The sequence below is a fragment of the Paenibacillus sp. A14 genome (assembly GCF_036864815.1).
GTDB lineage: Bacteria > Bacillota > Bacilli > Paenibacillales > Paenibacillaceae > Fontibacillus > Fontibacillus sanfengchensis.
Genome location: NZ_JBAGJD010000010.1, coordinates 60,400 through 84,070, shown reverse-complemented (window position 1 = coordinate 84,070; position 23,671 = coordinate 60,400). Strand labels below are relative to the sequence as shown.

General features: G+C 55.0%; 2 protein-coding genes. Both read right to left on the bottom strand.

Going from position 1 to position 23,671, the window contains the following annotated elements; translation table 11 throughout:
- The gene (locus V4U88_RS21820) at positions 1-7,776 is read right to left on the bottom strand and encodes an amino acid adenylation domain-containing protein (protein WP_334075371.1); all 7,776 of its coding nucleotides are present in this window, start codon (positions 7,774-7,776) and stop codon (positions 1-3) included.
- Positions 7,777-7,852: 76 nt separating this feature from the next.
- Positions 7,853-23,671 carry an amino acid adenylation domain-containing protein gene (locus V4U88_RS21815; RefSeq protein ID WP_334075370.1) on the bottom strand — a complete coding sequence of 5,273 codons (15,819 nt, stop codon included), beginning with the start codon at positions 23,669-23,671 and terminating at the stop codon, positions 7,853-7,855.

Sequence of the window (23,671 nt, the reverse complement as noted above, 5' to 3'; positions counted from 1 at the left end):
TTATTGTTTATAAAAATCCATAATCGCTTCCAGCTCTTCGATGGACAAATCGCTTCCGCCCACGTCCGAAGGCGTCAGCTCTCGCGATTCCTTCTCCATGCAATGCTTGATGATTTCCGTCAACTGGGTCTTGAACAATTCTCCGAAGACGCGAATGTCCGCTTCCGAATATTCCGTCAGGTTATACTCGATCGACAGGATCAGGCGGCCGTCTTCCACAAGCCCAGTAATGTTCAGGGCGATTTCCCGTTCGGCCTCCGGGCTGACCGTTTGTCCGTAAGACAGGTCGGACGCCCGGAACAGTTCCGTGTTGACGTCGTTGTCGAATTGCCCTAGGTAATTGAATTTGATTTCGGGCTCCAGCCTGAACTGCAGATCACTAAGGGTTTGACCCCCGGCCAGGTATTTCAGGATTCCGTGCCCGATGCCTTTGTTCGGGATCCGCCGGATCTCCTCTTTGACCGATTTAATATGGTAGGATACATCCGCTGAGCTTGGAATGTTCAAGACGACGGGATAAACGGAAGTAAACCACCCGACCGTCCTGCTGATATTTACATTTTTCAAAATCTCTTCCCTACCGTGCCCCTCCAGACAGATAAGGACGTCCTCCTCCCCGGTCCACAACGATACGGCCCTTCCGAGGGAGGCAAGCAGAAGGTCGTTGATTTCGGTGTTGTAGATATTGTGGACTTTGCCGAGCAGTTCCTCCGTCTCGGATTGGGATAGCCGGAAGGAATAGATCATGTTATCCGCGACCTTGGCCGTCTGTCCCGTGTAGGGGGACGACTTCGGCAGCGCTTTTATGCTCGCGGATTCGATCCGCTTCCAGTAATGCCGTTCTTGTTGCATCGCCTCACTGTTCGCAAACTCCGTCAGCCGTTTCGCCCAGGTCTGGTACGAGTCCGTTTTGGCCGGAAGCGCGACCGGCTCGCCGCGGAGAGCTTGATGATAGGCCAGCGTCAAATCCTCGAACAAAATACGCCAGGAAATGCCGTCGATCACCAAATGGTGGATGATGACGGCCAAATGGTCGCCCAAGCCGGTCTTGAACAAGCCCACTTTGACCAGCGGCCCCCGCTCCAGATCTATACTGCCGTGAAGCCGGTCCAATTGACGGGAGATTTCCAGCCTGCCCTCTTCCCCTTCCGGCACGGCTGCTACGAACAGATCGAACCAGGAACGCGGATCCTCTCCGTCTGCCCCTTCGTTGTATTGCTTCCATCCTCCGTCATCCCGCCGATATACCATTCTTAAGGTATCGTGATGACGGACCAGCCCGCGGAAGGCCTCCGCAAGGATCTCTGTGTCGAACCCGTCCTCCTTAAAGAGAACAACGGCCTGGTTCCAATGATTCGCCGGCGTGAACCCGGATGCGAAGAACCATTTTTGAATCGGAGTCAATTCAACGAATCCCTCGACGGGCCCTTGATCAATCTCACGATAATCGGCTTCCACATACTTGGACAGCTTCCGGATTACCGGATTCTGAAACAGGTCCTTCATTTTCAGCGTATAACCTCGACTGCTCAGTTTGGAGGATATTTGAATGGACCGGATGGAGTCTCCCCCAAGTTCGAAGAAATTGTGGTCGATGCCGACATGATGGACGCCTAGAACTTCCTCCCAAACCGAAACCAGCATGCGCTCCACTTCATCGCGCGGTGCGGCGTAATCGTCCGCCGAAGCGTTGTCCCGTTTGGGAGCCGGCAGCGCGGCCCGGTCAACCTTGCCGCTGGCCAGCAGCGGCATCCGCTCCAGGGTGATGAAATAAGCAGGAATCATGTAGCCGGGCAGCGCGGCCGCCAATTCTTCCTTCAGCTTATGGATGAAGCCTTCCTCTTGAACGCCCAAGGAAGGATTGGGCACCAAATAAGCGCACAAATATTTGCTCCCGGTTTCATCTTCCCTGGCCAAGACGACCGTTTGCTGGATGAAAGGGGATTGCTGAATACAAACTTCGATTTCCTCCAGCTCAATACGGAAGCCCCGGATTTTCACCTGAAAATCTTTACGCCCGGCAAACTCCAGATTGCCGTCGGGAAGCCAGCGTCCCAAATCACCGGTTCTATACAGTCGCAGTGACTCCCCTGTTCCCCTTCTAAAGGGATCTTCCATGAACGATTGGCCCGTTCTTTCCGGATCATGAATGTAACCGCGGCCGACCCCGGCTCCGGATACGCAGATTTCCCCGTACACGCCTACCGGACATAGGTTCATATGCTCGTCGACCACATACAGATTCAAATTCGCCAGCGGTTTGCCGATAGAAACGTTGTCCACTCCCTCGGGAAGTTCCCGGATTACGCGCTGGCTGATATCATCGGCCGCCTCTGCGGGTCCGTAAGCATTCACAACGGGAATCTCGGGATATAAGGCAAGCCATCTTCGGGCCAGGTCCGGCTTGATCGCTTCCCCCGTAATCATCAAGTAACGGAGGGTTTGCAATTTCGCTCCGGTGTGCTCCAGCACATCCAGCATGACCGCCAGATAGGAAGGGACCACTTCCAGAAGCGTCACCCGGTCCGCCATAATCCCTTCTATAAACCGCTCGACCTCCAATACCGATTCATGCGGGTAAATGGCGGTCGTTCCGCCCAAAGCCAAGGCTCCGAAGCATTGCCAGACCGAAATATCAAAACAGATATTCGCATTTTGGGCGAAGACCAGGCGACGGTCCAACCCCAGCTCATCCGCTTCCGCAAGGACGTGGTTCAAAAGCCCCTTGTGCTCGATCATTACGCCTTTCGGCCTTCCGGTTGATCCGGAGGTGAACAGGATATAGGCCAGGCTGTCCGGATCATGAGCATGGTCCATATTTCCCGGAATTTCCCGCATCAGTTCATCCATCACTTGGTCAAGGCACAGGATGTCCCCTTCATACAGGTCTCCCAGACCATCCTGCAGAAATTCTGAACGAGTAATGAGCACCCGAGCCCCCGAATCCTCCAGGATACCGGCTTTCCGCTTCACCCCATACTCGATGTCTATCGGCACATAGGCCCCGCCCGCCTTCCAAATCCCCAGCACGCTCTGGATAAAATCGGGGGAACGCTCCAGCATGACCGCGACAACTGTATCAGCCGGTATTTCTCCTAAATTTCTTTGCAAATAGCGGCCGATCCGATTCGCTCGGGCATTCAGTTCCCCATAAGTCCATACGTTCCCGCCGTATTTCACGGCCGGTTCTTCCGGCTGCTCCAAGGCAAACCGCTCAAAACGGCGGGGCAACGTCAAGTTGAAATCGTAATCCGCGGCTTTCCCCCGGCCCAGTTCGATCAGCTTCTCCCGCTCATTCTCACCGAGCCATTCGATCGCGGCCAACGGGCGATCCGGGGAAATAACCAGGTTATGCAGGATTTCTACGTAGTGCCGGCCGATTTGCGCAGCGGTCGGGCTCTTAAAAAGATCGGTATTATATTGCAAATCAAAATGAATTTCCGCCTCGTCCGCATACACATCCAGCATGAGATCGAACTTGGAGATCTCATGCTTCAATGCGTACGGGGTGAGGAGCAATTCGCCGAGCTGAACTTGCGGCTTCTCCCGGTCCGTTAAATTGAACATCGTATCAAAGAGCGGGTTGCGGCTCGTGTTCCGGTCGACATCGAGCAGCTCGACCAACCGTTCGAACGGCAAATCCTGATGATCGATCGCCGATAAAGTATGGTCCCGGACCTCCTGCACAATCTGGCGGAACGTCTTCTGCCGTTCCGGAAAACCGCGCAGCGCCACCGTATTGATAAACATCCCCAACATGTCCTGGACATCGCGGTGTTGGCGTCCGGCGACCGGCGATCCGACTACGATATCCTCCTGCCCGGTATATTTCGACAGGAGTACATAATAAGCGGCCAGCATGACGGCAAACAAAGTGGAGCCTGTTTCTCGGGACAGCTCCCGAAGCGCCACGGAAAGTTCGGATTGCAGCGAAAACGGCAAGGTTTTGCCGTTAAAGCTTTGCATAGCCGGCCTTCTGTAATCCAAGGGCAAGTTCAGCATGGGAAGTTCCCCGCGGAAGCGCTCCAGCCAATACGCCTCATGTGCCTTCATCTCTTCGCCCGACAGCCGTCCGTTCAACCAGGCCGCATAATCCTTGTACTGAATCTCCAGCGGCGGCAGCCGGTCACCCCGATACAACTGTTCCAGTTCACGCAGCATCAGGTCCCCGGACAGGCCGTCGGAAATAATATGATGCATGTCGATGAACAGCACATTCTCCTCTTGTCCGGTTTGCAGCAGGCGAATTCGCAGCAACGGAGCTTCCTCTAAGTCAAAGGGAAGGATGAAGGAGGAGATTTGCCGCTGAACTTCCTCCCTTGCCGCGCCAAGCATCTCCACAGTCTCCACCCGGCAGTGCGCCCGGGGATGAATCGTTTGTACAAGTTCACCGTCCACCACGTGAAATGACGTGCGGAAAACCTCGTGCCGCTCCACCATTTGGTCGACAATCCGCTGCAGCTGCGCCGTGTTCACTTCCCCAGCAACGCGATAGGCGAATGGCATATTGTAGGCGGTTGAGCCCGATTCCTCCAGCGTGTTCAACACATACATTCTTCTTTGCGCAGGGCTGACCGGATAATGGATACTGGCGGGAACCGGAAGAATGGACGAGGCATGGCTCTTTCCGTCGCTTAAGTCCCCAATTCGTTCAGCCAGAAGCGCCACGGTCGGGAACCGGAACACGTCCTTCACTTTCACGTCCACGCCAAGCTCCCCGTGTATTCTCGACGCGATCACCGTCGCTTTCAAGGAATGGCCGCCCAATTCAAAGAAGTTATCGTGCGTACCGACGCGTCCGGCGCCAAGAACTTCCGACCAAATGGAAACCAAGGTCTCTTCCGTCTCGTTACGGGCCGGTACAAAGCCTTCATCGGACCGGAGATCAACCGGATCGGGCAGATGACTGCGGTTGATTTTTCCGTTGGCATTGTGTGGCATCTCTTCCAGTTGGACAAAGACCGCGGGCACCATATATTCCGGTAAACAGCCATGTAAATAATCCTTCAATCCGGACACCGGAAGGGCGTTGTCCGCAGTATAGTAGGCGCACAAATATTTTTCACCTTCACCGGATTCCTTTACAAGAACGGCAGCTTCCCGGATCTGTGCGTACTCGCTCATCCGGTGTTCGATTTCGCCCAATTCGATGCGGAAGCCTCTGATTTTGACCTGCTGGTCTTTCCGGCCGACAAACTCGAGATTTCCGTCCGGAAGCCATCGGCCCAAATCTCCGGTTTTGTACAAACGCACTCCAGATTCCGGAGCGAACGGATCCTCCATAAAGACTTGTCCCGTCCGTTCCGGATCGTTCAAATAGCCCCTTCCGACCGCGATGCCGGCCACGCAGATTTCCCCCACGATCCCGACAGGGCACAGCCTCATCCGGTTATTTACGATATAGATCCGGATATTGGGCAGCGGCTTGCCTACCGGAATGTACCCGCTATTCTCCGGTGTCCGATCCATCACGTATTGGCAGATGTCATCGGATGCTTCCGCGGGTCCGTAAGCGTTGACCATCCTGACTTCCGGGCAAAGCTCAAACCAGCGGGCAACCAGGGCCGGCGTCGCCGCCTCACCGGTAATCATCAGATGCCGCAAATGCTCGAAGCGGAGTGCCCGCTCCTCCACGATGTCCAGCAAAATCCCCAAATAAGAGGGGACCACTTCGAGCAGAGTTACGCGATCCCGACTCACTTGGTGAATAAATGAACCGGGGTCCAGGATCAGCTCGTCCGGATAAATCGCCGTTGTTCCCCCCAGTACCAAAGCGCCGAACAACTGCCATACCGAAATGTCGAAGCAGTGATTTGCCGTCTGGGCAAAGATAAGTTGATCGGTTAAGCCGAGATCGTCCGCCTCCGCCCAAATATGATTGAGCATGCCCAAATGCTCGATCATGACGCCTTTCGGTCTCCCCGTCGATCCCGAGGTAAAAAGCGTATATGCCAGGTCGGTCATGGCCACCGGCAGGTCAAGATCGCTCTCCGCTTCCTGATCCGCCGGGCGGACCAGGCGGTCCATCTCGACAAGCCGGCCCGGATACAGGTGACGCAAGCCTTCATCCGCATAGTCCGATAGCGTCACGAGGAGTTTGGCTTCCGAGTCGGCGACAATTCCGGCCTTTCGCCCCTCGGGGTAAGAAACGTCAACCGGGATGTATGCGGCTCCGAGTTTCCATATCGCCAAAATACTCTCAACCATCAACGGCGAGCGTTCCAGCATAACGGCCGCAAAATCGCCGCGCCCCAGGCCGCGCTCCCTAAAAAGGCGCGCCAAGCGATTCGCATTCCGGTTCAACCGGTCGTACGTCATAGCCTCCTCTCTATAGAGCAGGGCGATTTTATCGGGATGACGCCGAGCATTTTCTTCGAATAACCGGTGGGCGGGCTTGTCCAGCCTGAACGCTTTGTCCGTGCGGTTAAAGTCGTCAAGGATCGTCTCTTTTTCCTGGTCCGTAATGATATCGATGTCCTGAACCAAAATCCGCTCATTCTCCAAGACGGTATCCACAATCCGCCTCAAATGGCCTTCCATGCTCCGCAGCAAACTTTCCTCATAGACGAAACCGTTATACGTAAACAGCACTTCGAGTTCCCGTTCGGGAAACACCGTGACATCCAGATCATAATTGGTATGCTCCGACATTTCGCTATCGGTCACGGAAAGAGCTTTCTCCCCGCCGCCGTTCGTTGTTTCCAGCGGATAATTTTCAAAAACGAGAATGTGGTTGATCAGATGATGCTTAAGCATGGTTTTCGCTTGAATATCCGCCAGGGAAACATAGCTGTAGCGGTTCGCCTCCAGGATCGAATCATGCACGTGACGAAGCAGTTCCTGAAAGGAGGTGCCCGCTTCGCTCTTGACCCGCAAAGGAAGCGTGTTGATGAACAAGCCTACCATGCTTTCGATTCCCGGTAGTTCAGGTGGCCTTCCCGAGACGACCGAGCCGAATACCACATCTTCGGAATGGTTGTAATGATGCAGCATAATGCCCCAGATGGTGTGAAATACCGTACTCAATGTAACTTGGTTGTTTACGGCCAGCCTCTGGAGAAGCCGGGTCGTGTTCTCATCCCATTTAAAATGATATTTTCGATGATCGAACCCATCTTTCGCCTCGCCTCCAACGGAGGGAACCCGGGCCTGCAGTTCATAATCCTCCAGATAGTTGCCCCAATACCGCAACGCCTCTTCCTGGTCCTGCTCACTCAGCCACATGATATAGTCGCTGTACGGATAAGCGAGGTCCAACTGAAGCGGAAGACCGGCCGCCAGCGCCTCATAAATCCGGAACAAATCTTGAGCCAGGATCCCCATACACCAACCATCCATAATAATGTGGTGAAATCTCCAGACGACCTTATGGACTTCTTCGTCCATTTTAAAAACAGCCATCCGCAGCAGCGGTCCGGTTTCCAAATCGAATTTCCGCTTCCGGTCTTGGTCTTGATAAGCTTCCACTCGTCGGGACCGTTCGTCTTGGGGATATCCGGTTACGTCCATGTAGTCGATTTGCGGATCACGCTGGTTCAGCACGATTTGCAAGGGCTGTTCCACTTCCGTAAATATAAATACCGTTCGCAACGCATCATAGCGTTCGACCAGTTTCGCGAAACTGCGTTTCAGCGTTTCGGGGCATAGCTCCCCTTTGAGCGTGAACGAAACCTGCTCAAAGTACGCTTCGGAATCCGGTTCCAGCAAGGAGTGGAACAAAATCCCCTCTTGAGTCGGCGAAAGCGGGTAGATCTTATCGATTTCATGATCGCTCAAATTCACACACTCCCCATTTATTTCGCTGCCGGATCATTTCAATCAGGAATCCGGCAGCTTCCGCAATCAGGCGGGACTACAGCTTCTTTCTCAGCTTTTGGGAAATCGTATCCAGTTGTTTTTGCGTAAGTTTTTTGTACTGATAGTCCGTCGGTGTCGCTTCCTTCACTTCTTTACGGCAGCAATGACGGATGATTTCGGTCAGATGGTCCCTGTACCGGCCGGCCAGCCATTCCATCGTTTCCATGCGGTATTGATGCTTGTTGTAATTCATGTCCATCGTGAATCGCTTGCCCGATACCATGGCGTTGAATTCCAGCTTATAGGCCTTCTCGATTTGCGCGCCGACCTCAGGTCCCGCCGATAAATCGGACAATTCGAACAAATCCGTCCGGGCGACATCATGGTCAAACTGCCCCAGGTAATTGAAGATGACCTCCGGTTTCAGCCGGAATTTCAGGGGAAGCTCCACATTCGTTTTTTTGACCGTTAAATACTTCATGATCTCATAGCCCAGTCCTTTGCCCGGGACTCGCCGCAAATCATCCTTGGTTCCTTTGATCAGCCCCGCCAAATCCGTCGTGTTCGCCGAACCGAGCGCGAACGGGAAGATCGAGGTAAACCAACCTACCGTTCTCGATACATTCAACCCCTTAACGACGTCTCCCCTGCCATGACCTTCCAATTGGATCAGGACGGAGCCGGCTCCCGCCCATTCCTGCAGCGTCCGGCTCAGAGCGGCCAGCAGGAGATCGTTGATCTCCGTGCTGTAGGCATGGTGGGCATCCGTTAACAGGCTTCGTGTTAAATCGGGTTCCAACGTCCATTGCAATTTGGCATGATCCCCGGCCAGGTTTAATGAGATGGCGCTGTCGACGGGTAATTCAATCACGGGCGTCCGCTCGATAACGTTCCAATATCCGGCTTCTTTCAGCAATCCGGGGCTCACGGCATACTCCGCGAGCTGCTCCGACCAGCCCTTGAAGGAATCGGTTTTGTCCGGAAGCCGAACCGGGATCCGCTCAAGCAGTTGTTTATAGACCGTTGAGAAATCTTCCAGGATGAACCGCCAGGACACCCCGTCAACCACCAGATGATGAATAATGATCAATAAATAGTCTCCGGCTGCCGTGCGGTAAACGGCCAACTGGATGAGCGGGCCCCTCTCGATATGCAATTTCGTCTGCAGCTCGGCCGATTGCCGCTCGATTTCGGCCCGTTCATCGGCAGCTTCCGTTACATCGATCACTTGCAAGTTATAAAGCCCTTGACCCTCAAGTCCCTCGTTCACTTGCACGACCCCTTGTTCCTCCGGCAGGTATTTCATCCGCAGCGCATCATGATGCTCCACCAGGCGGTCGAAGGCTTGCGAGACGGTGACCGGATCAAACCCTTCGCGCCGATAGAGCAGCACGGAATGATTGTAATGGTGGACATGTTCCCATCGCTGTTCAAACAGCCGGCTTTGAATCGGAGTAAGCCCGACTTCCCCCGTCACCGGTTCCTGAGCGGTTTTGCGGGCCAGAGGCTGCACGTACCTGCTCAATTCCCGGATCGTCGGATATTTGAATAAATCCCTCATTTCCATTTTCAGCCCATGTGACATCAATCTGGAGGATACCTGCAAGGCCTTGATGGAGTCCCCGCCGCTTTCAAAAAAGTGATGGCTCGTCCCGATTCCCTTAACGCCCAGGATTTCTTCCCACACCCTGACCAGGATTTCCTCGACTTCATTCGCCGGGGCCGATTCCGAACCGGATGGCTCCAGTTCAATCACAGGTTCGGGCAGGACCTTAAGGTTCACCTTTCCGTTCTCGTTCAAAGGCATGTGATCGAGAAAGACGTAAGCGGAAGGCACCATGTAGGCGGGCAGCCTGGAGGCCAAATAGTTCCGTATCTCCGCCGCTGTCAAAGGTTCGGACGTAACCGCGTAGGCACACAAAAACTTGGTGCCGTCCTCGCCCTCCTTGACGGTAACCGCAGCTTCCCGGATACCCGGATGTCCCGCCAACTGAGCTTCGATTTCGGCCAATTCGACCCGGTAGCCGCGGATTTTCAATTGGTGATCGATTCTCCCGATAAATTCGATATCCCCGCCCGGCAGCCGTTTAGCCCGATCCCCCGTTTTATAAAGCCGCCGCTCGGGGTTGAACGGTTGGGGGACGAACTTCTCCCCGGTAAGCTCCGGCTTGTCCAAATAACCGCGGCCCAGTCCGCGGCCGGCGACCGCAAGCTCTCCCGGCACCCCGTCCGGAAGTAAATTGCCGTAGGCGTCCAGGATATAAGCTTCCGCATGAAAGATCGGCTTGCCGATGACCGGCTGCCGTGAAAATGCCGGGAAACCGTCCAAATCCAGCGGATGCGCAATACACCCGATCGTCGCTTCCGTAGGACCGTAATGATTCAAGAACCGGGCATGCGGGTATCGCTCGAAATACCGCTCTACATCGTGAATCTTGATCTTCTCCCCGCCGAGTACGATGAGTTTCAGCGACTCCAGGGTTCCCACCGTGTCGAAGCGTTCATGGTTCACCAGCAGATGAAATAATGATGGCGTCGCCTTGATATAGGTGATCCGATGCAGCGATATATAGTCCAGTACATACCGCGGATCCACAATATCGTGGCGGTCTAGCAGGTGCAGCTCGCATCCGCCGACGAGCGCGGGATACAATGCGGTATAGCAGAGATCAAAGCCCGCCGAAGAAAGCAGCATTGTTCGGTCCTCCCGGCCGATCCCCCGGCTCGCGACAAACCACTGTACATAGTTCGTTAAATTCCGGTGTTCGATCATGACCCCTTTCGGCGTTCCGGTTGTCCCCGAGGTGTAGATAACATAAGCCAGATCGTCTCCACGGACAGGTGTGTTCAAATTAGGCTCCAGGCCTTCTGTCGTTTTAAGTTGATCCAAAAGAAAGAGCTGCTCCACGTTCTCCGATCCCGCTAAACTGTCGGCATACGTCAACAGGAATTGCGAACCGCTGTCCGCCAACATGAACCTGATCCGCTCCTGCGGAAATTCGGGATCTATCGGCATGTAGGCTCCCCCCGCTTTGAATACGGCCAGCAGGGCCGCAATCGTCTCGGGCCGGTTCTCCATCATGATTCCGGCTATGCCGCTTCCCTCCGCAAAGCCGCTTTCCAGCATCATTTTCGCCAGCCGGTTCGCTTTCGCGTTGAGCTCGGAGAAACTCCATCTCTCCTCCCCATAGACCAGAGCGATGTGATTCGGCATTTGCTGCGCCTGCGCTTCAAACCACTCGACGACCGTGGCGTATCCAGGTTGAAGTTCCGGGGCTCCGCCTTCACTCTCCTGTCTGTGCGGGGCAGGCATTTGTTGTTCCGCCCTTTCCTCACCGGACAGCAGGGACAATCGGCACAATTCCAGATCCGGGCGGTCCGCAAACGTCCGCAGCACATGAACCAAAAGCCGGGCAAACCGCTGCATGGTATCGGCGGTAAATAAAGCCGTGCAATAGACAAATTCCAGGAAAATATCGTCCTCCGTTACCCGGGCCAGCAGGGAGATATCGAATTTGGTCGACTCCTGGCTCAGAGGATACGGCTTGACGGATAAACCCTCCACTTGAAAGTCGTCTTCTCCGGCATTTTGCATCGTCAACATCACGTCAAATAACGGGCTGCGGCTCAGGTCTCTCGGAACCGCCAACGCTTCCACCAAGCTCTCAAACGGATACTGCTGATGATCGTAAGCGTTGAGGCAAACCTCTTTGACTTCCTCCAAATAGGTACGGAAGCTCTTCTCCCCTTCCGGCCGGGTTCGCATCGCCAGCGTATTGACGAATACCCCCATCACCTTGCGCAGATCGGCATGCTCTCTCCCGGCGACCGCGGAGCCCACAATAATATCCTCCTGCCCCGCATACCTGGACAAAAGGACGCTGTAAGCGGCCAGCAAAATCATATACAGCGTCGTCCCCGTCTCATGGGCCAACAGCTTTAACTGAGCGCTTAGTTCCCCGCCGACCGCGGACTCCAACGCGGTTCCGTCCTGGCTTTGAAGCTGGGGCCGCGGGAAATCGGCCGGCAGGCTGAGCACCGGCAGTTCGCCGGCAAATTGCCCCAGCCAGTATTGCTTATGATCCTCGTATGCCCCCTTGGCCAACTGTTCATTATGCCACACGGCATAGTCTTTATATTGAATGCGAAGTTCCGGCAGCTCCCCTCCGCTGTAAAGCGTATTGAATTCCTCAATGAACACTTCGATGGAGGTGCCGTCCGAAATGATGTGGTGCATATCGATCAGCAAAACGTAATGATCCAAGTCTTTTTGTGCCAGCGTGGCCCGGAACAGCGGGGCCCGGCTTAAATCGAAAGGGGCCGTAAATTGCTTGGCGATCCGTTCCAACTCGGCCTCGTTCACCCATCCCGCATGTTCGATCTTAAACGGCGAATCGGGATGGATCATCTGCACCGGTTCCCCGTCGATCACTTGAAAGGAGGTGCGAAACGCCTCATGCCTTAGCATCAAGGCCCGAAAACTCGCTTCCATTTTCTCAAGATCCAGGTTCCCTACGATTTCAAAGGCCGCGGTCATGTTGTAAGAGGTGCCGCCCCCGTTCATCTGTTCCAGCATGAACAAGCGCTTTTGCGCCGCGGACAGGGGATAGCAGCTTTGCGCCGCCGCGACGGGAATTTCGGTAAAGTCGCTGCGCTCCGCTTGCCGAATCAGCCGGGCTAATCCCTGAACGGTGGCATATTGGAAAAAGCTTCTCACCGGGATGTCCGCGCCCATTTCCCGATTGATTCGGGCGATCATCACCGTCGCCTTCAGGGAATGGCCTCCGCGTTCAAAGAAGTTATCGTGGATGCCGATTCGGTCCAAGCCCAGTTCCTCCTGCCATATGCGAACCAGCTGCTCTTCGATCGCATTTTCGGGCGGCGCATAGGTTTCGTGCGAATGCGGGCCTGCTTCCGGTTCAGGCAAAGCCTTCTTGTCGATTTTTCCGTTCGGGGTCAAAGGCATGCGCTCCAGCGGGATAAAATAGGACGGCACCATGTACTCAGGCAGCGTCTTCAACAGGCTTTCTCGAATCGAGCCGAGCTCCGCTCCGGCCTGGGGCACGTAATAGGCGCATAAATAGGCATTGCCCGGTTCATCCTCTTTGGCGGCCACCACGGACTCTTTCACCGGCAATTGACGGATCATCGTCCTCTCGATTTCTTCCAGCTCGATCCGATACCCGCGAACTTTCACCTGGAAATCCGTTCTTCCGATGTATTCCAGGCTTCCGTCCTCCCTCCATTTCGCCAAATCTCCGGTACGATACATCTTGCGTCCTTCGGCGTGCGGATTATCGACGAATTTCTGTTCCGTCAAGTCTTCCCGGCGCCAGTAGCCCGCCGCCAAACCGTCCCCGCCGATGCATAATTCGCCGGGAACGCCGATCGGAACCAGACTATCGCTTTCATCGACGAGATAAATCTGCGTGTTGGCAATCGGTCCGCCGATATCCACCTGCTTTTTGGCTGTCACATCGCTGACGCAGGACCAGACCGTGGTTTCCGTCGGGCCGTACATATTGAAAATTTTTAAATGGGGGATCTCCTGGAGCCGGTGCAGCAAATAAACCGGAAGCGGTTCCCCGCCGAGCATGAGGTCGGTCGCATTTTGCAGAAATGCCATGTGCGGATCGCCGGCCAGCAGCATCTTTAACCGGGACGGGGTCATCTGCAGCATTTCCACGCGATGTTCCGCAATCAGGCGGTGGAGCGCTCCGGGATCCAGTTGGTCCGCCTCGTTCGCGATGACGACGGTGAGTCCCTTCGCTAAAGGAACCCAGGTTTCCAGCACAAAAATATCAAAGGAAATCGTCGTCAAGCCCAAAATGCTCTTCCCCGGGATAAAGGCGATTCTTTGGGCCATCGCCTCGATAAAGTTATGAACCGCCCGGTGCGAAATCATGACTCCCTTGGGATTGCCTGTGGAGCCGGAGGTATAAATGACATAAGCATGATGCCCTGCCCTGTGCATTCGCTCCAGGCCGCCGTTTTTGTGTTCCGTTTCCAGATACAGACTTTCATCCTGCACGAACAGCGTGGTTACGCGGCCATCCACCGGGTTGGCCAATCCCGGCTCGGTCAGCAACACTTCCGCTTCGCTGTCGTTGAGCATGTATTCAATCCGGTCCGCCGGATAATCGGGATCAATCGGCAGGTAGGCGGCTCCCGCTTTCAACACCGCTAACAAGGCGACGATCATATGGACCGAACGCGTAACCATGACACCCGCGATCGTTCCCGGCACGACTCCCTTTTTCCGAAGCGAAGACGCAAGCCGGTCCGATTTGTCGTCCAACTGACGATAGGTGTAAGACTCGCTATTCCAGACAACCGCAACCTCATCCGGGGTGCGTTCCGCCTGCTGCTTAAACAGCAGGTCGACCGTCAACTCCGGGTCGTAGGTCATTCGGGTTGCATTAAAGTCAACAAGCAGTTGCCGGCGCTCCTCCGCGGACAATAGGTCGATTTGAGATAAGCGCACGGCCGCGTGATCCGCCACGACGCTTAAAATGTTCACATAATGGGACAGCATCCGCTCCGCTTTTTCCCGCTTGAACAGCGCGGTGCTGTAATCCAGGTGCAGCGCGACGGACTTCTCGTTCCAGTCCTCGGCGCTCAGCGTGAGATCATAAGGTGACACTCCCGGATTGATCTCTTCCGGTATAAAGGTCACGCCCACCGCGGACATGTCCTCCATCTCCATATTCTGCAAAATGAACATGGTATCGAACAGCGGATTCCGGCTGGTGTCTCTCCGGATGTTCAGTTTGTCGACCAGCCATTCGAACGGGTAATCCTGATGGTCGAACGCACCGAGGCTGCTGCGCCGGACCTCTTCCAAAAAGGCGCGGAACGTTTTGTCTTTACCCGGGTAACTGCGAATGGCGACGGTATTGATAAACACGCCAATCAGCGGCTCGATGTCGGGATGATTGCGTCCGGAAACCGGGGTACCGACAATAAGGTCATCCTGCCCGGTATATTTGTGCAGCAGCACCTTATAAGCGGACAGCAAGACCATAAACAGCGTCGTTCCGGTCTCCGCCGCAAGACGGCGGAGCCGCTGCGTCAGGCCTTCGTCCAGGCGCAGACTTAAGCGCTCGCCTTCCATGCTCAACCGGCCGGGGCGCGGATAGTCCGTCGGCAAGTTTAAAAAAGGCAGCTCCCCTTCAAATTGATGAAGCCAGTACACTTCCTGCTCATTTATTCTTTGTTCGTCCGTCACGCGGTGCTGCCAAACGGAGAAATCGGTATATTGCACCTTTAACTCCGGCAGAACATGCCCTCGGTACAGTTCCGCCAGCTCCCGCAAGAATACGGCCATGGAATAACCGTCCGAAATCAAATGATGCAGATCCACAAACAAAACATGCTCCGTTTCGGACACTTTAACCAGCTCCGCTCGGAAAAGCGGGGCTTGGGTCAGGTCGAACGGCTTCATAAAAAGCCGGAACCGGTCTTCCAAAGTTTCCGTTGGAGACAGCTCCGCGTAAGGAACCTTCAGGGCAATCGGTTCGCCGATCCGTTGGACGACATCCCGGTTTTGAATTTCAAAGGTCGTTCTGAACACCTGATGCCTGCCGGCAATCTGCTCCAGCGCCTTCAAAATCCGCTCGCGGTCCAGCTTGCCCTGAAGCGTAATCCGGCCCGGAATATGATGGACCCATGTATGTTCATCAAGCTGCTCCAAAATATAAATGCGCTTCTGAGCGGCTGAACTTTCATAAGTATCCCGCTTCTCCTGCAGCGGAATCGGTTCGTACCCATCTTTCCATCCCCCGTCCAGCATACGCGCCAGTTGCCGAATCGTCGGTTGCTGGAACCAAGGTCCGATCGGAATTTGCATGCCGAACTCCTGATAAATTCGCGACAGCATCACGGTTGCTTTCAGGGAGTTTCCGCCCAGGGCGAAGAAATGGTCTTGCGCGCCGACCTGCTCGACCCCGAGGAGCTCGCTCCAAATCCGGGCAATGCCTGCTTCCGTTTCGTTTAGCGGCTCGGCATCCCGCGAAAATGCAGCCGGATCCGGCAGCCTGCCTACGTCAATGGCCCCATCTTCCAGCAGCGGAAACGACTCCAGCATAACTACATGGGAAGGGATCGCATATTCGGGTAGACGCTCCGTCATCTCGGCTCTTACTTGCGAAGCGTCCCTTCCCGGGGAGGGAGCGATGTAAGCCGCAAGTTCCGGCATATGTCGCCCGTCGACCGCCCGAACCAGCACCCGAGCCTCTTCCAGAGCGGGGAGCTGCCGCAGCTTATCCTCCAACTGCGACAGATTGACGCGATACCCTCGAATCTCTGCCGTGCGTTGGATCTCGCCGAAAATGTTCAAAGCTCCGGAAGGCGTGAACATCGCCAGCTGTCCGGAAGGTACTACGGCCCCCGCCTCTGGATCCGCAATGTGCAGTTCACCCGCAGCGCCTACGGGAAGCGGATAACCGAAGGAGTCAAGAATATGTACTCCATGCCGGTGACTTAGCTGCGAGACAAGCCGGGTCTGCTCCTCCGTCATCAGCGACAGCTGCGACACCTTCCGGGATGAATCCTGCGCCATGGTTAGCAGCAAATGACGGTAACCTTCCGCCCAAAGCTCCATCGCCCGGGGTTCGAACAAATCGGCGCTGTAATCGATATCCAATCTTAATTCCTGGTTAATCTCCGTCACGTTGAGAAACAGGTCATAGTGCAAATGCCGTACCGGATAAGGGATTATTTCGGTGTCCAATCCGCTGAAGTTCAGGCGGCGTACCGGACGGTCCATATTGAATAAGATATTGATCGCGGGCATATGCGCCCCGGGCATGCGTTCGACCAGACTTGCCAGAGAATAGCCTTGATGCCGGTCCAATCGCTGCATAGCCAGCTTTACGGCAAACATGTAATCGGCGACGGTTTCGCCGCCGTTGATTTCGGTATATACCGGAAGCAGATTCACGCAGTTTCCTACCAGATGGGTCTCCCCCATATGGGATTGACCCGCGGTCGGGATACCGACGACAAGTTGTCCTTGTCCGGCGAGCCGATGCAAAAACAAACCGTAAGCCGCGAGCATCGTGATGAACAGACTGTTTTTGCTGCGGATGCTTAGCGCTCTCAACTCTTTGGTGATATCGCGATCGAGTGTTAACGTTTGTCTGCCGGCGTTAAACGTCTTCTTCACGAGATGTCCGCTCGGCGACGGCAGTTGCAGGACGGGGACGGGCCGCTCGAACTGCGCGGTCCAGAACGCCGCGGTCTCATCGGCTTCCGGCTGCTTCAGCTTCCTTTCCTGCCACTGTAAGTATTCACGGAACTGGACAGGCTGAGGAAGCCGGGCCCTGCGTTTCTGGCAGATGGCCGAGTAGGCTTCTTCCAATTCGCCGGCAAACACCGCAATGGACCAACCGTCAACGGCAATGTGATGAAAAGTAAGTGCCAGGATCGATTCCTGTTCGGCCAGTTGGAGTATGGTAATTCTGAACAAAGGCTGCCCGACATGAAGGTCGAATGCACGAGAAGCATCCTCGGCCATCCAGCGGTCCAGCTCGTCCTTGCCCTCGGCGACGGAACGGCCGCGTAAATCCTGAACCTGAACCGGAACAAACGCTTGGGGCAGAATGACTTGGCATTCCCCGCTTGCATCGATGACGGTCCGTAAAGCTTCGTGGCGCTGAACCAGCAAATCTACCGCTTGCTGCAAGGCTTCCAGGTTCAGCGCCCCCTTCATATGGAGCAAAACGGATTCGTTCAAGGAAGCGGAGGCGGGTCCCCCGGAAACGGAGGACATCCACAGCTGCTTCTGTTCATTGGATAACCGGACGGTCTTCCTTCCGCCGTCATCGTCCGGCGGCAATGGACTTCCCGGCAAAAAACCACCCCGCTGCAGATCGCCGACGCTCTCTTTTACAATGCGGATGATCTCGTCGATGTCTTCCCGGGTGTGCGCGGTGGACAGGAAACAGTTCCGTCCTTCCCACACATACAGCCCTTTATGAATCAAATGATAGAAGAACAGTTCAATGTCGCCAAAAGATACAAACCGGAACAACGAACCGAAATTCACCATATAAATCGGTACGTTACCTGCTTTAAAGAAGGCGTTCAGCTCGCGGACGAGCCTCTCCGTCCTGCTGTTCAATTCCTCGTACAACGCGGAGCCTTGCGATTCCAAATAATCGATCGTCCTTAAGGCTACGCGCATCGTCAGCGGGTGGGTGCAGAACGTTCCGCCGACGAACGTTTTTTGGTCGGCTTTCCGCGGATAGGAATCGTCGCCGAAATTCCAGTTCCCGCCGTCAATCGGATCCATAAAATATTCTTTCCCGGCCACGATCCCGATCGGCAAGCCTCCCCCCACCACCTTGCCGTATACCGCCAGATCGGCCTGAACGCCGAACCAGGCCTGGGCGCCGCCCAGTCCAATACGGAAACCGGTAATGACTTCATCGAAGATCAGCGCCGTTCCCGACTGGGAGGTAATCTCCCTGAGCTGTTGCAAAAACCGGCCCGGCTGCAAATCCGGCCGTCGGCTCTGCACGGGCTCTACGAGCACGGCGGCCAATTCATGGGCATGGTTGCGAATCACGTCCAGGGATTCGGGCTTATTGTAGTTCAACATCATCACGTCTCGAACAAAATTCTCCTGGATACCTGGAGCCATCGGCAGCGCCGAAGCTTCGTCCGATTCCGGATCGGCCACGCCCAAAACTCCGTCGAATGTACCATGGTAGGACCCGGAGAAGATGACCACCTTCGAGCGTCCCGTAGCCGCTCTGGCCGTGCGCAGCGCCACCATGACGGCTTCCGTGCCGGAATTGTAGAAAGCTACGCGATCGACCCCCGTGATCCGGCTGATCCGCTCCGCCACATCCCCGGCCAGGTCCGACATCGGACCCAACGGTGGCAGCGTAGGGGACGAGCCCGCTTTCATTTCCGCCACGAGGAAATCCGGGTTATGGCCCAGTAGATTCACACCGAATCCCATGGTTAAATCAATGTATTCATTTCCGTCCACATCCCACATCCGGGACCCGGAGGAACGCTCGGCGATGATCGGATATATCGCCTCTTTCCAATAGGAGCGGAAACCCGAAACATTGCGGTTGTTGGCGTGCACATATCGCGTTCGCTGCGTATAGGCTTTGGACCCCTGCGTTCTCCTTGTATACGCCGAGAAAAAGCGGTCGAGATACTGCTTTTGCATCTCGGTAAACTCCCCGGCCTCTCCGATCATCATCGGCTGATAAGGGATGAACGGCTTCGGCTCCTGCGAATCTTTCTTCGCTTTCTCCGCTCTGTCACCCGGGGCCGTATTCTTCGGTCCGATCGGCACTATTTTTTCAGCGGCATCTGCCTTTCCCGGCTTCCTCCCCGGGACTACACTAAGCTTCTGCACAGCCCCTTGGGCCATGCTTTTCTTTCCCGCGCTTCCGCTCAGGAGCTCCAGTTGCTGTCCAAGAATATCGGCCACACTCCGCTGTTGAAGGCTCATCAGCTCGATCTGCCGCGCCAGAATGCGCTCCAATTCCGAGCCTTCCGCAGCGGGAACCGCCCACTCGCCGGCTTCCACGGAAATCCCCGCCGCGGCTTGGAACTGCTGTTCCTCCGCTTCCCGAAGCACGGTTTGCTCCTCCCGTACCGGTTCATCCTGAGGTTGAGGCTCCGTCCGAACCGCCGGCTGCGGATCTCCATTTTGGATAATATACGCGGTCAAACTTTGTACATTGGTAATGGAATCGAAAAACCGTTCGATCGCAATATCCAAATGGTAGACTTCCTCAATCTCCTTGCGAATCCGCACAAGCATGATAGAGTCCAGTCCCATTTCGAGGAAATGGGCGTGGTTATCAATCTCCGTCAATTCCAAACCCGAAGCGGCGCTTATCATCCGCTTGACTGCATGTTCCACATCGTCCGTCAAGCTCTTCGTTTCCGTCATCGTCATCGTCCACTCACCCTGATTCGTATTCGAGTACTTCTCCGCTGTCCGGAGCTTTGCGGGATCAATATCGATCCAGCAGCGTTTGCGTTCGAAAGGATATAACGGCAAGGGGACCCTCCGGGGGGCAAGCTCGACATAGAGCTTATCCCAGTCGATACGCGCTCCTTGAACATAAAGCTCGCACAAGCGTTCAAGCCGGAGTCTCCGGGCCTCCTCATCCCCCGAGTTGCTCTTGGATACGATGGCCGCCGCCTCATCACTGATTTGGGCCAGTTCCGTTTCCGTAATCTCACCGGGTTTCCGTTCCCGTCCCAAATCCGAAACGATCTTGTAGACGCCCCGGTAGACGCCTTCTTGTCCTGCGTCGGCCAAAAGGTTGGACAGTTTGCGGGACAATTGTTCCCGCGTTTGGCACACGAAAGCGATTCGATGCTCCAAATGGGCCCGTCCCGTCCCCGCCGTGTAGCAAATGTCGGCTAAGGTCTGATGCGGGTACAGATTCAAATGGCTCACATACCGTTGCAACAGCTCACGAAGGGAGCCTTCCGTTTTGGCCGATATAGCAAACACCTGGCCTTGCCCCTTCTCTTGAACCGGCGTTTCCAACACCGGATCGACATATTCCTCCATCACCACATGACAGTTCGTTCCGCTGAAACCAAATGAACTGACCCCGCATTTGAGCGGCAGTTTGGACTCGTCGAACGAGGCGAGCTCCGTATTAATGTAGAAAGGCGACTGTTCCAGACGAATATTTCTGTTCGGCTCTTTGAAATGAATCAACGGTGGATTTTGCCGATGCTTCAGCATGAGCGCCGATTTAATCAAACTGGCGATTCCGGCCGCTTCGAACGTATGGCCGATGTTGGCTTTTACAGAACCCAGCGCGACGAACTGTTTCTTGTCCGTATAACCGGCAAAAGCTTTCTCCAGCGCGGAAAATTCAACGGGATCGCCCAGTTTCGTCCCCGTTCCGTGAGCTTCTATAAACGCCAGGTCATTGGGTTCCAATTTCGCATCCCGCCATGCCGTCCGGATCACTTCCGTCTGCGAAACCGGGTTTGGCGCGGTAATCCCCACCGTCGTCCCGTCCTGATTCACGGCGCTGCCCTTAATCACCGCATAGATATGGTCTTTGTCCTCTATAGCCCGACTCAGCGGCTTTAACAATACCGAAGCGACTCCCTCGCTCACCCCTGTCCCGTCGGAAGCCGCGTCAAAGGTTCGGGTACAGCCGTCTTTCGATTCCATATCCAATCCTAAAGACAGAGGCAGCAGCGAAGTTCGGACGCCGCCGGCCAGCGCCATTTCGCATTCGCCGTGACGAATGGCGTGGCAGGCCATGTGAACAGCAACCAATGACGAAGAACAGGCTGTGTCGACGGTGACCGCCGGGCCTTTTAAATCGAGGAAATACGCGATACGGCTGGCCAAAACGGACGGCAGATTACCCACGATGTAATTGGAAATCCGGTCCGGCTCATTTTTGGAAATCAGACGTTCATAATCGTATCCCACTTTTGAAAAGCCGGCGTAGACTCCCACTTTCCTGCCGCGCAGCTTGTCGCCCGCATACCCCGCATCCTCCAGGGTCTGCCAAGCCTGCTGCGCAAACAACCGCTGATTCGGGTCCATCAGCTTGGCTTCATTGGGGGAAATTTTGAAGAAAGCATAGTCGAATTTATCGATCTCCTCCAAATAACCGCCGGGTCTAAAATCGGATTCCTGACGTTCCAGCCCGATGACCGACAAATAATCCTTGGCGTCTTCCCGCCGGGCGGCCTGAAGTTCGCCGATTTGCTGGCGGCCTTCGGTCAAATTCCCCCAATACTCCCGGAGTGTCGCCGAGCCCGGCAAATAGACGGACATGCCGATAATGGCGATATCCCTGTCATCGCGCCTGGATGTTCCGGCTCCCGTTGCTTCCGAAGTTTGAAGCAGCGTCTTTTCCGTCTTAAGGTATTTGGCCAAAGCGGCGATCGAAGGGTAGGCGAACAAATCGGCGACCGCCAGCTTGATTGCGAATTTCTGTTCGATCCGGTCGGCCATTTGCGCCAGATGCAGGGAGCCGGCTCCCATTTCAAAATAACTGTCGCGAATGCCGATCTCGTCTTTTCCGAGCACCTCACGGCATATTTGCTGAATATCCAACTCGATTTGCGTTTGCGTAAGCTCCGGATCGCGTGACCTCCGCAACTCCTCCGTCCGATCCGTTTGGTCCGCCTTGCGCGCCCGTGCCAACCCTTCCATTTCCCGGGATACCTCGATAAATTCGCCGTCTCTATACATTTGGGCAAGCTTATAGCGCTGCACCTTTCCGCTGGTCGTCTTCGGCATTCGCTTAATCGGCACGATATCCGCGATTTCCCAGCCTCCGCGTTCGTTCAAAAGCCGTTTCAGTTCAAGCGTGATGGGATAGAATTTATCCAGTTTTCTTTTGGAAACGACAAACAGTACGATTTCTTCCTTCTTCAGGTCCGTGTTATAGACCCCGCAGGCCGCTACCCGGCCGAGCTCCACGCCATCCACTTCCTCGGCGATCCGCTCCACATCGTGAGGATACACGTTTTGTCCATTGACGAAGATAATATCTTTCGCCCGCCCGGTAATGACCAGTTGACCGTTGCGGCGGAACCCCAAATCTCCCGTCCTTACCCAGCCGTCCGCCGTCAACAATTTTCCGGTCGCCTCCGGATTGTTGTAGTAGCCCCGGGTGACGTTGGGTCCGCTGATCTGGATGTGTCCTATCGTCCCCTCCGCAAGTTCCGCATCTTCCTCGCCGCAAATCCGGAATTGACAGTAGTCTATCGCGTAGCCGACCTCGACAAATGAGAGCGCATGGGCCGATTCCCGGTTCACTTCAACGACCCGGTTACCCGGGTTCAAGTGCCTCCGGTCCACATAGACGGTCACATATTCATCCTCCGCAGGGGGGATTGCGACGCCTACCGAGGCCTCTGCCAGTCCATACACGGTGCACATCGCCGTCCGCTTCAAACCGTAAGGACCCAGCGTCTCCAAAAAGGCGTGGCACAGATCGGTGGAAATCGGTTCCGCCCCGTTATATATAATGCGGACCCGGGATAAATCCCAGGAATCGACCTTTTCCGGTTTAAAGAACTGAAGGAAATACTTATAGCCGAAATTCGGCGAGGAGATGATGCTTACCCGGTGCTCGCTCGCCTTTTTGATCCACAACAGAGGTTGTCTTATAAAAAGGGACGTCGGAATGATAAATTGCTCCAAATTGGCGGTTAGCGGAGATATATGATTGCAAATCAGTCCCATATCATGCGTCAGAGGCATCCACTGCAAATAGGAGTCTTCCGCCGTTATTCTGGAACTGCTGAGTATGCCGCAAACGTTGTAAATCAAGTTTCGATGCGTGAGCATCACTCCTTTGGGATCGCCTGTCGAGCCCGAGGAAAATTGAATAAAGGCGATATCGTCGGGATGGGCGGTATGCAGTTTTGGGGCTTGTGCCCCGGCAAATACCTTCTCGTCATCAATAAGAGTTACTTTTCCTCGGATCTTATCGAACAGATGGCCCTGTCCGCTCTTCTCCGTAAAGGTCTCCAAATCCCGCAGAATTCTGGAATCCGACAGCAGATAAGGGTCGTTCAGCACCTCCCAAATGCGAAACACCTTACTCTTGTGCTCATCATTGTTCCCCGTACTGACGGGGACCGGGATCATGCCGCCAAGGATGCACGCCCAGAAAGCAGTGACAAACCGGCGGTTGTTCTCGATTTGAAACACGATCTCCTGACCCGGGATAACCCCCCGCTGCTGCAGGTATCCCAGGAATCGGCAGGACTCTTCATACAGCTCTTTATAGGAAAGACGATCCTCCTGATCCTCACCATCAATGAACGTAATTCCCCGACTATCGGATTTTCCTCTTTCTTTCATGACGTCGATCAGACTTGCAAATTGCTTTGTGTACAC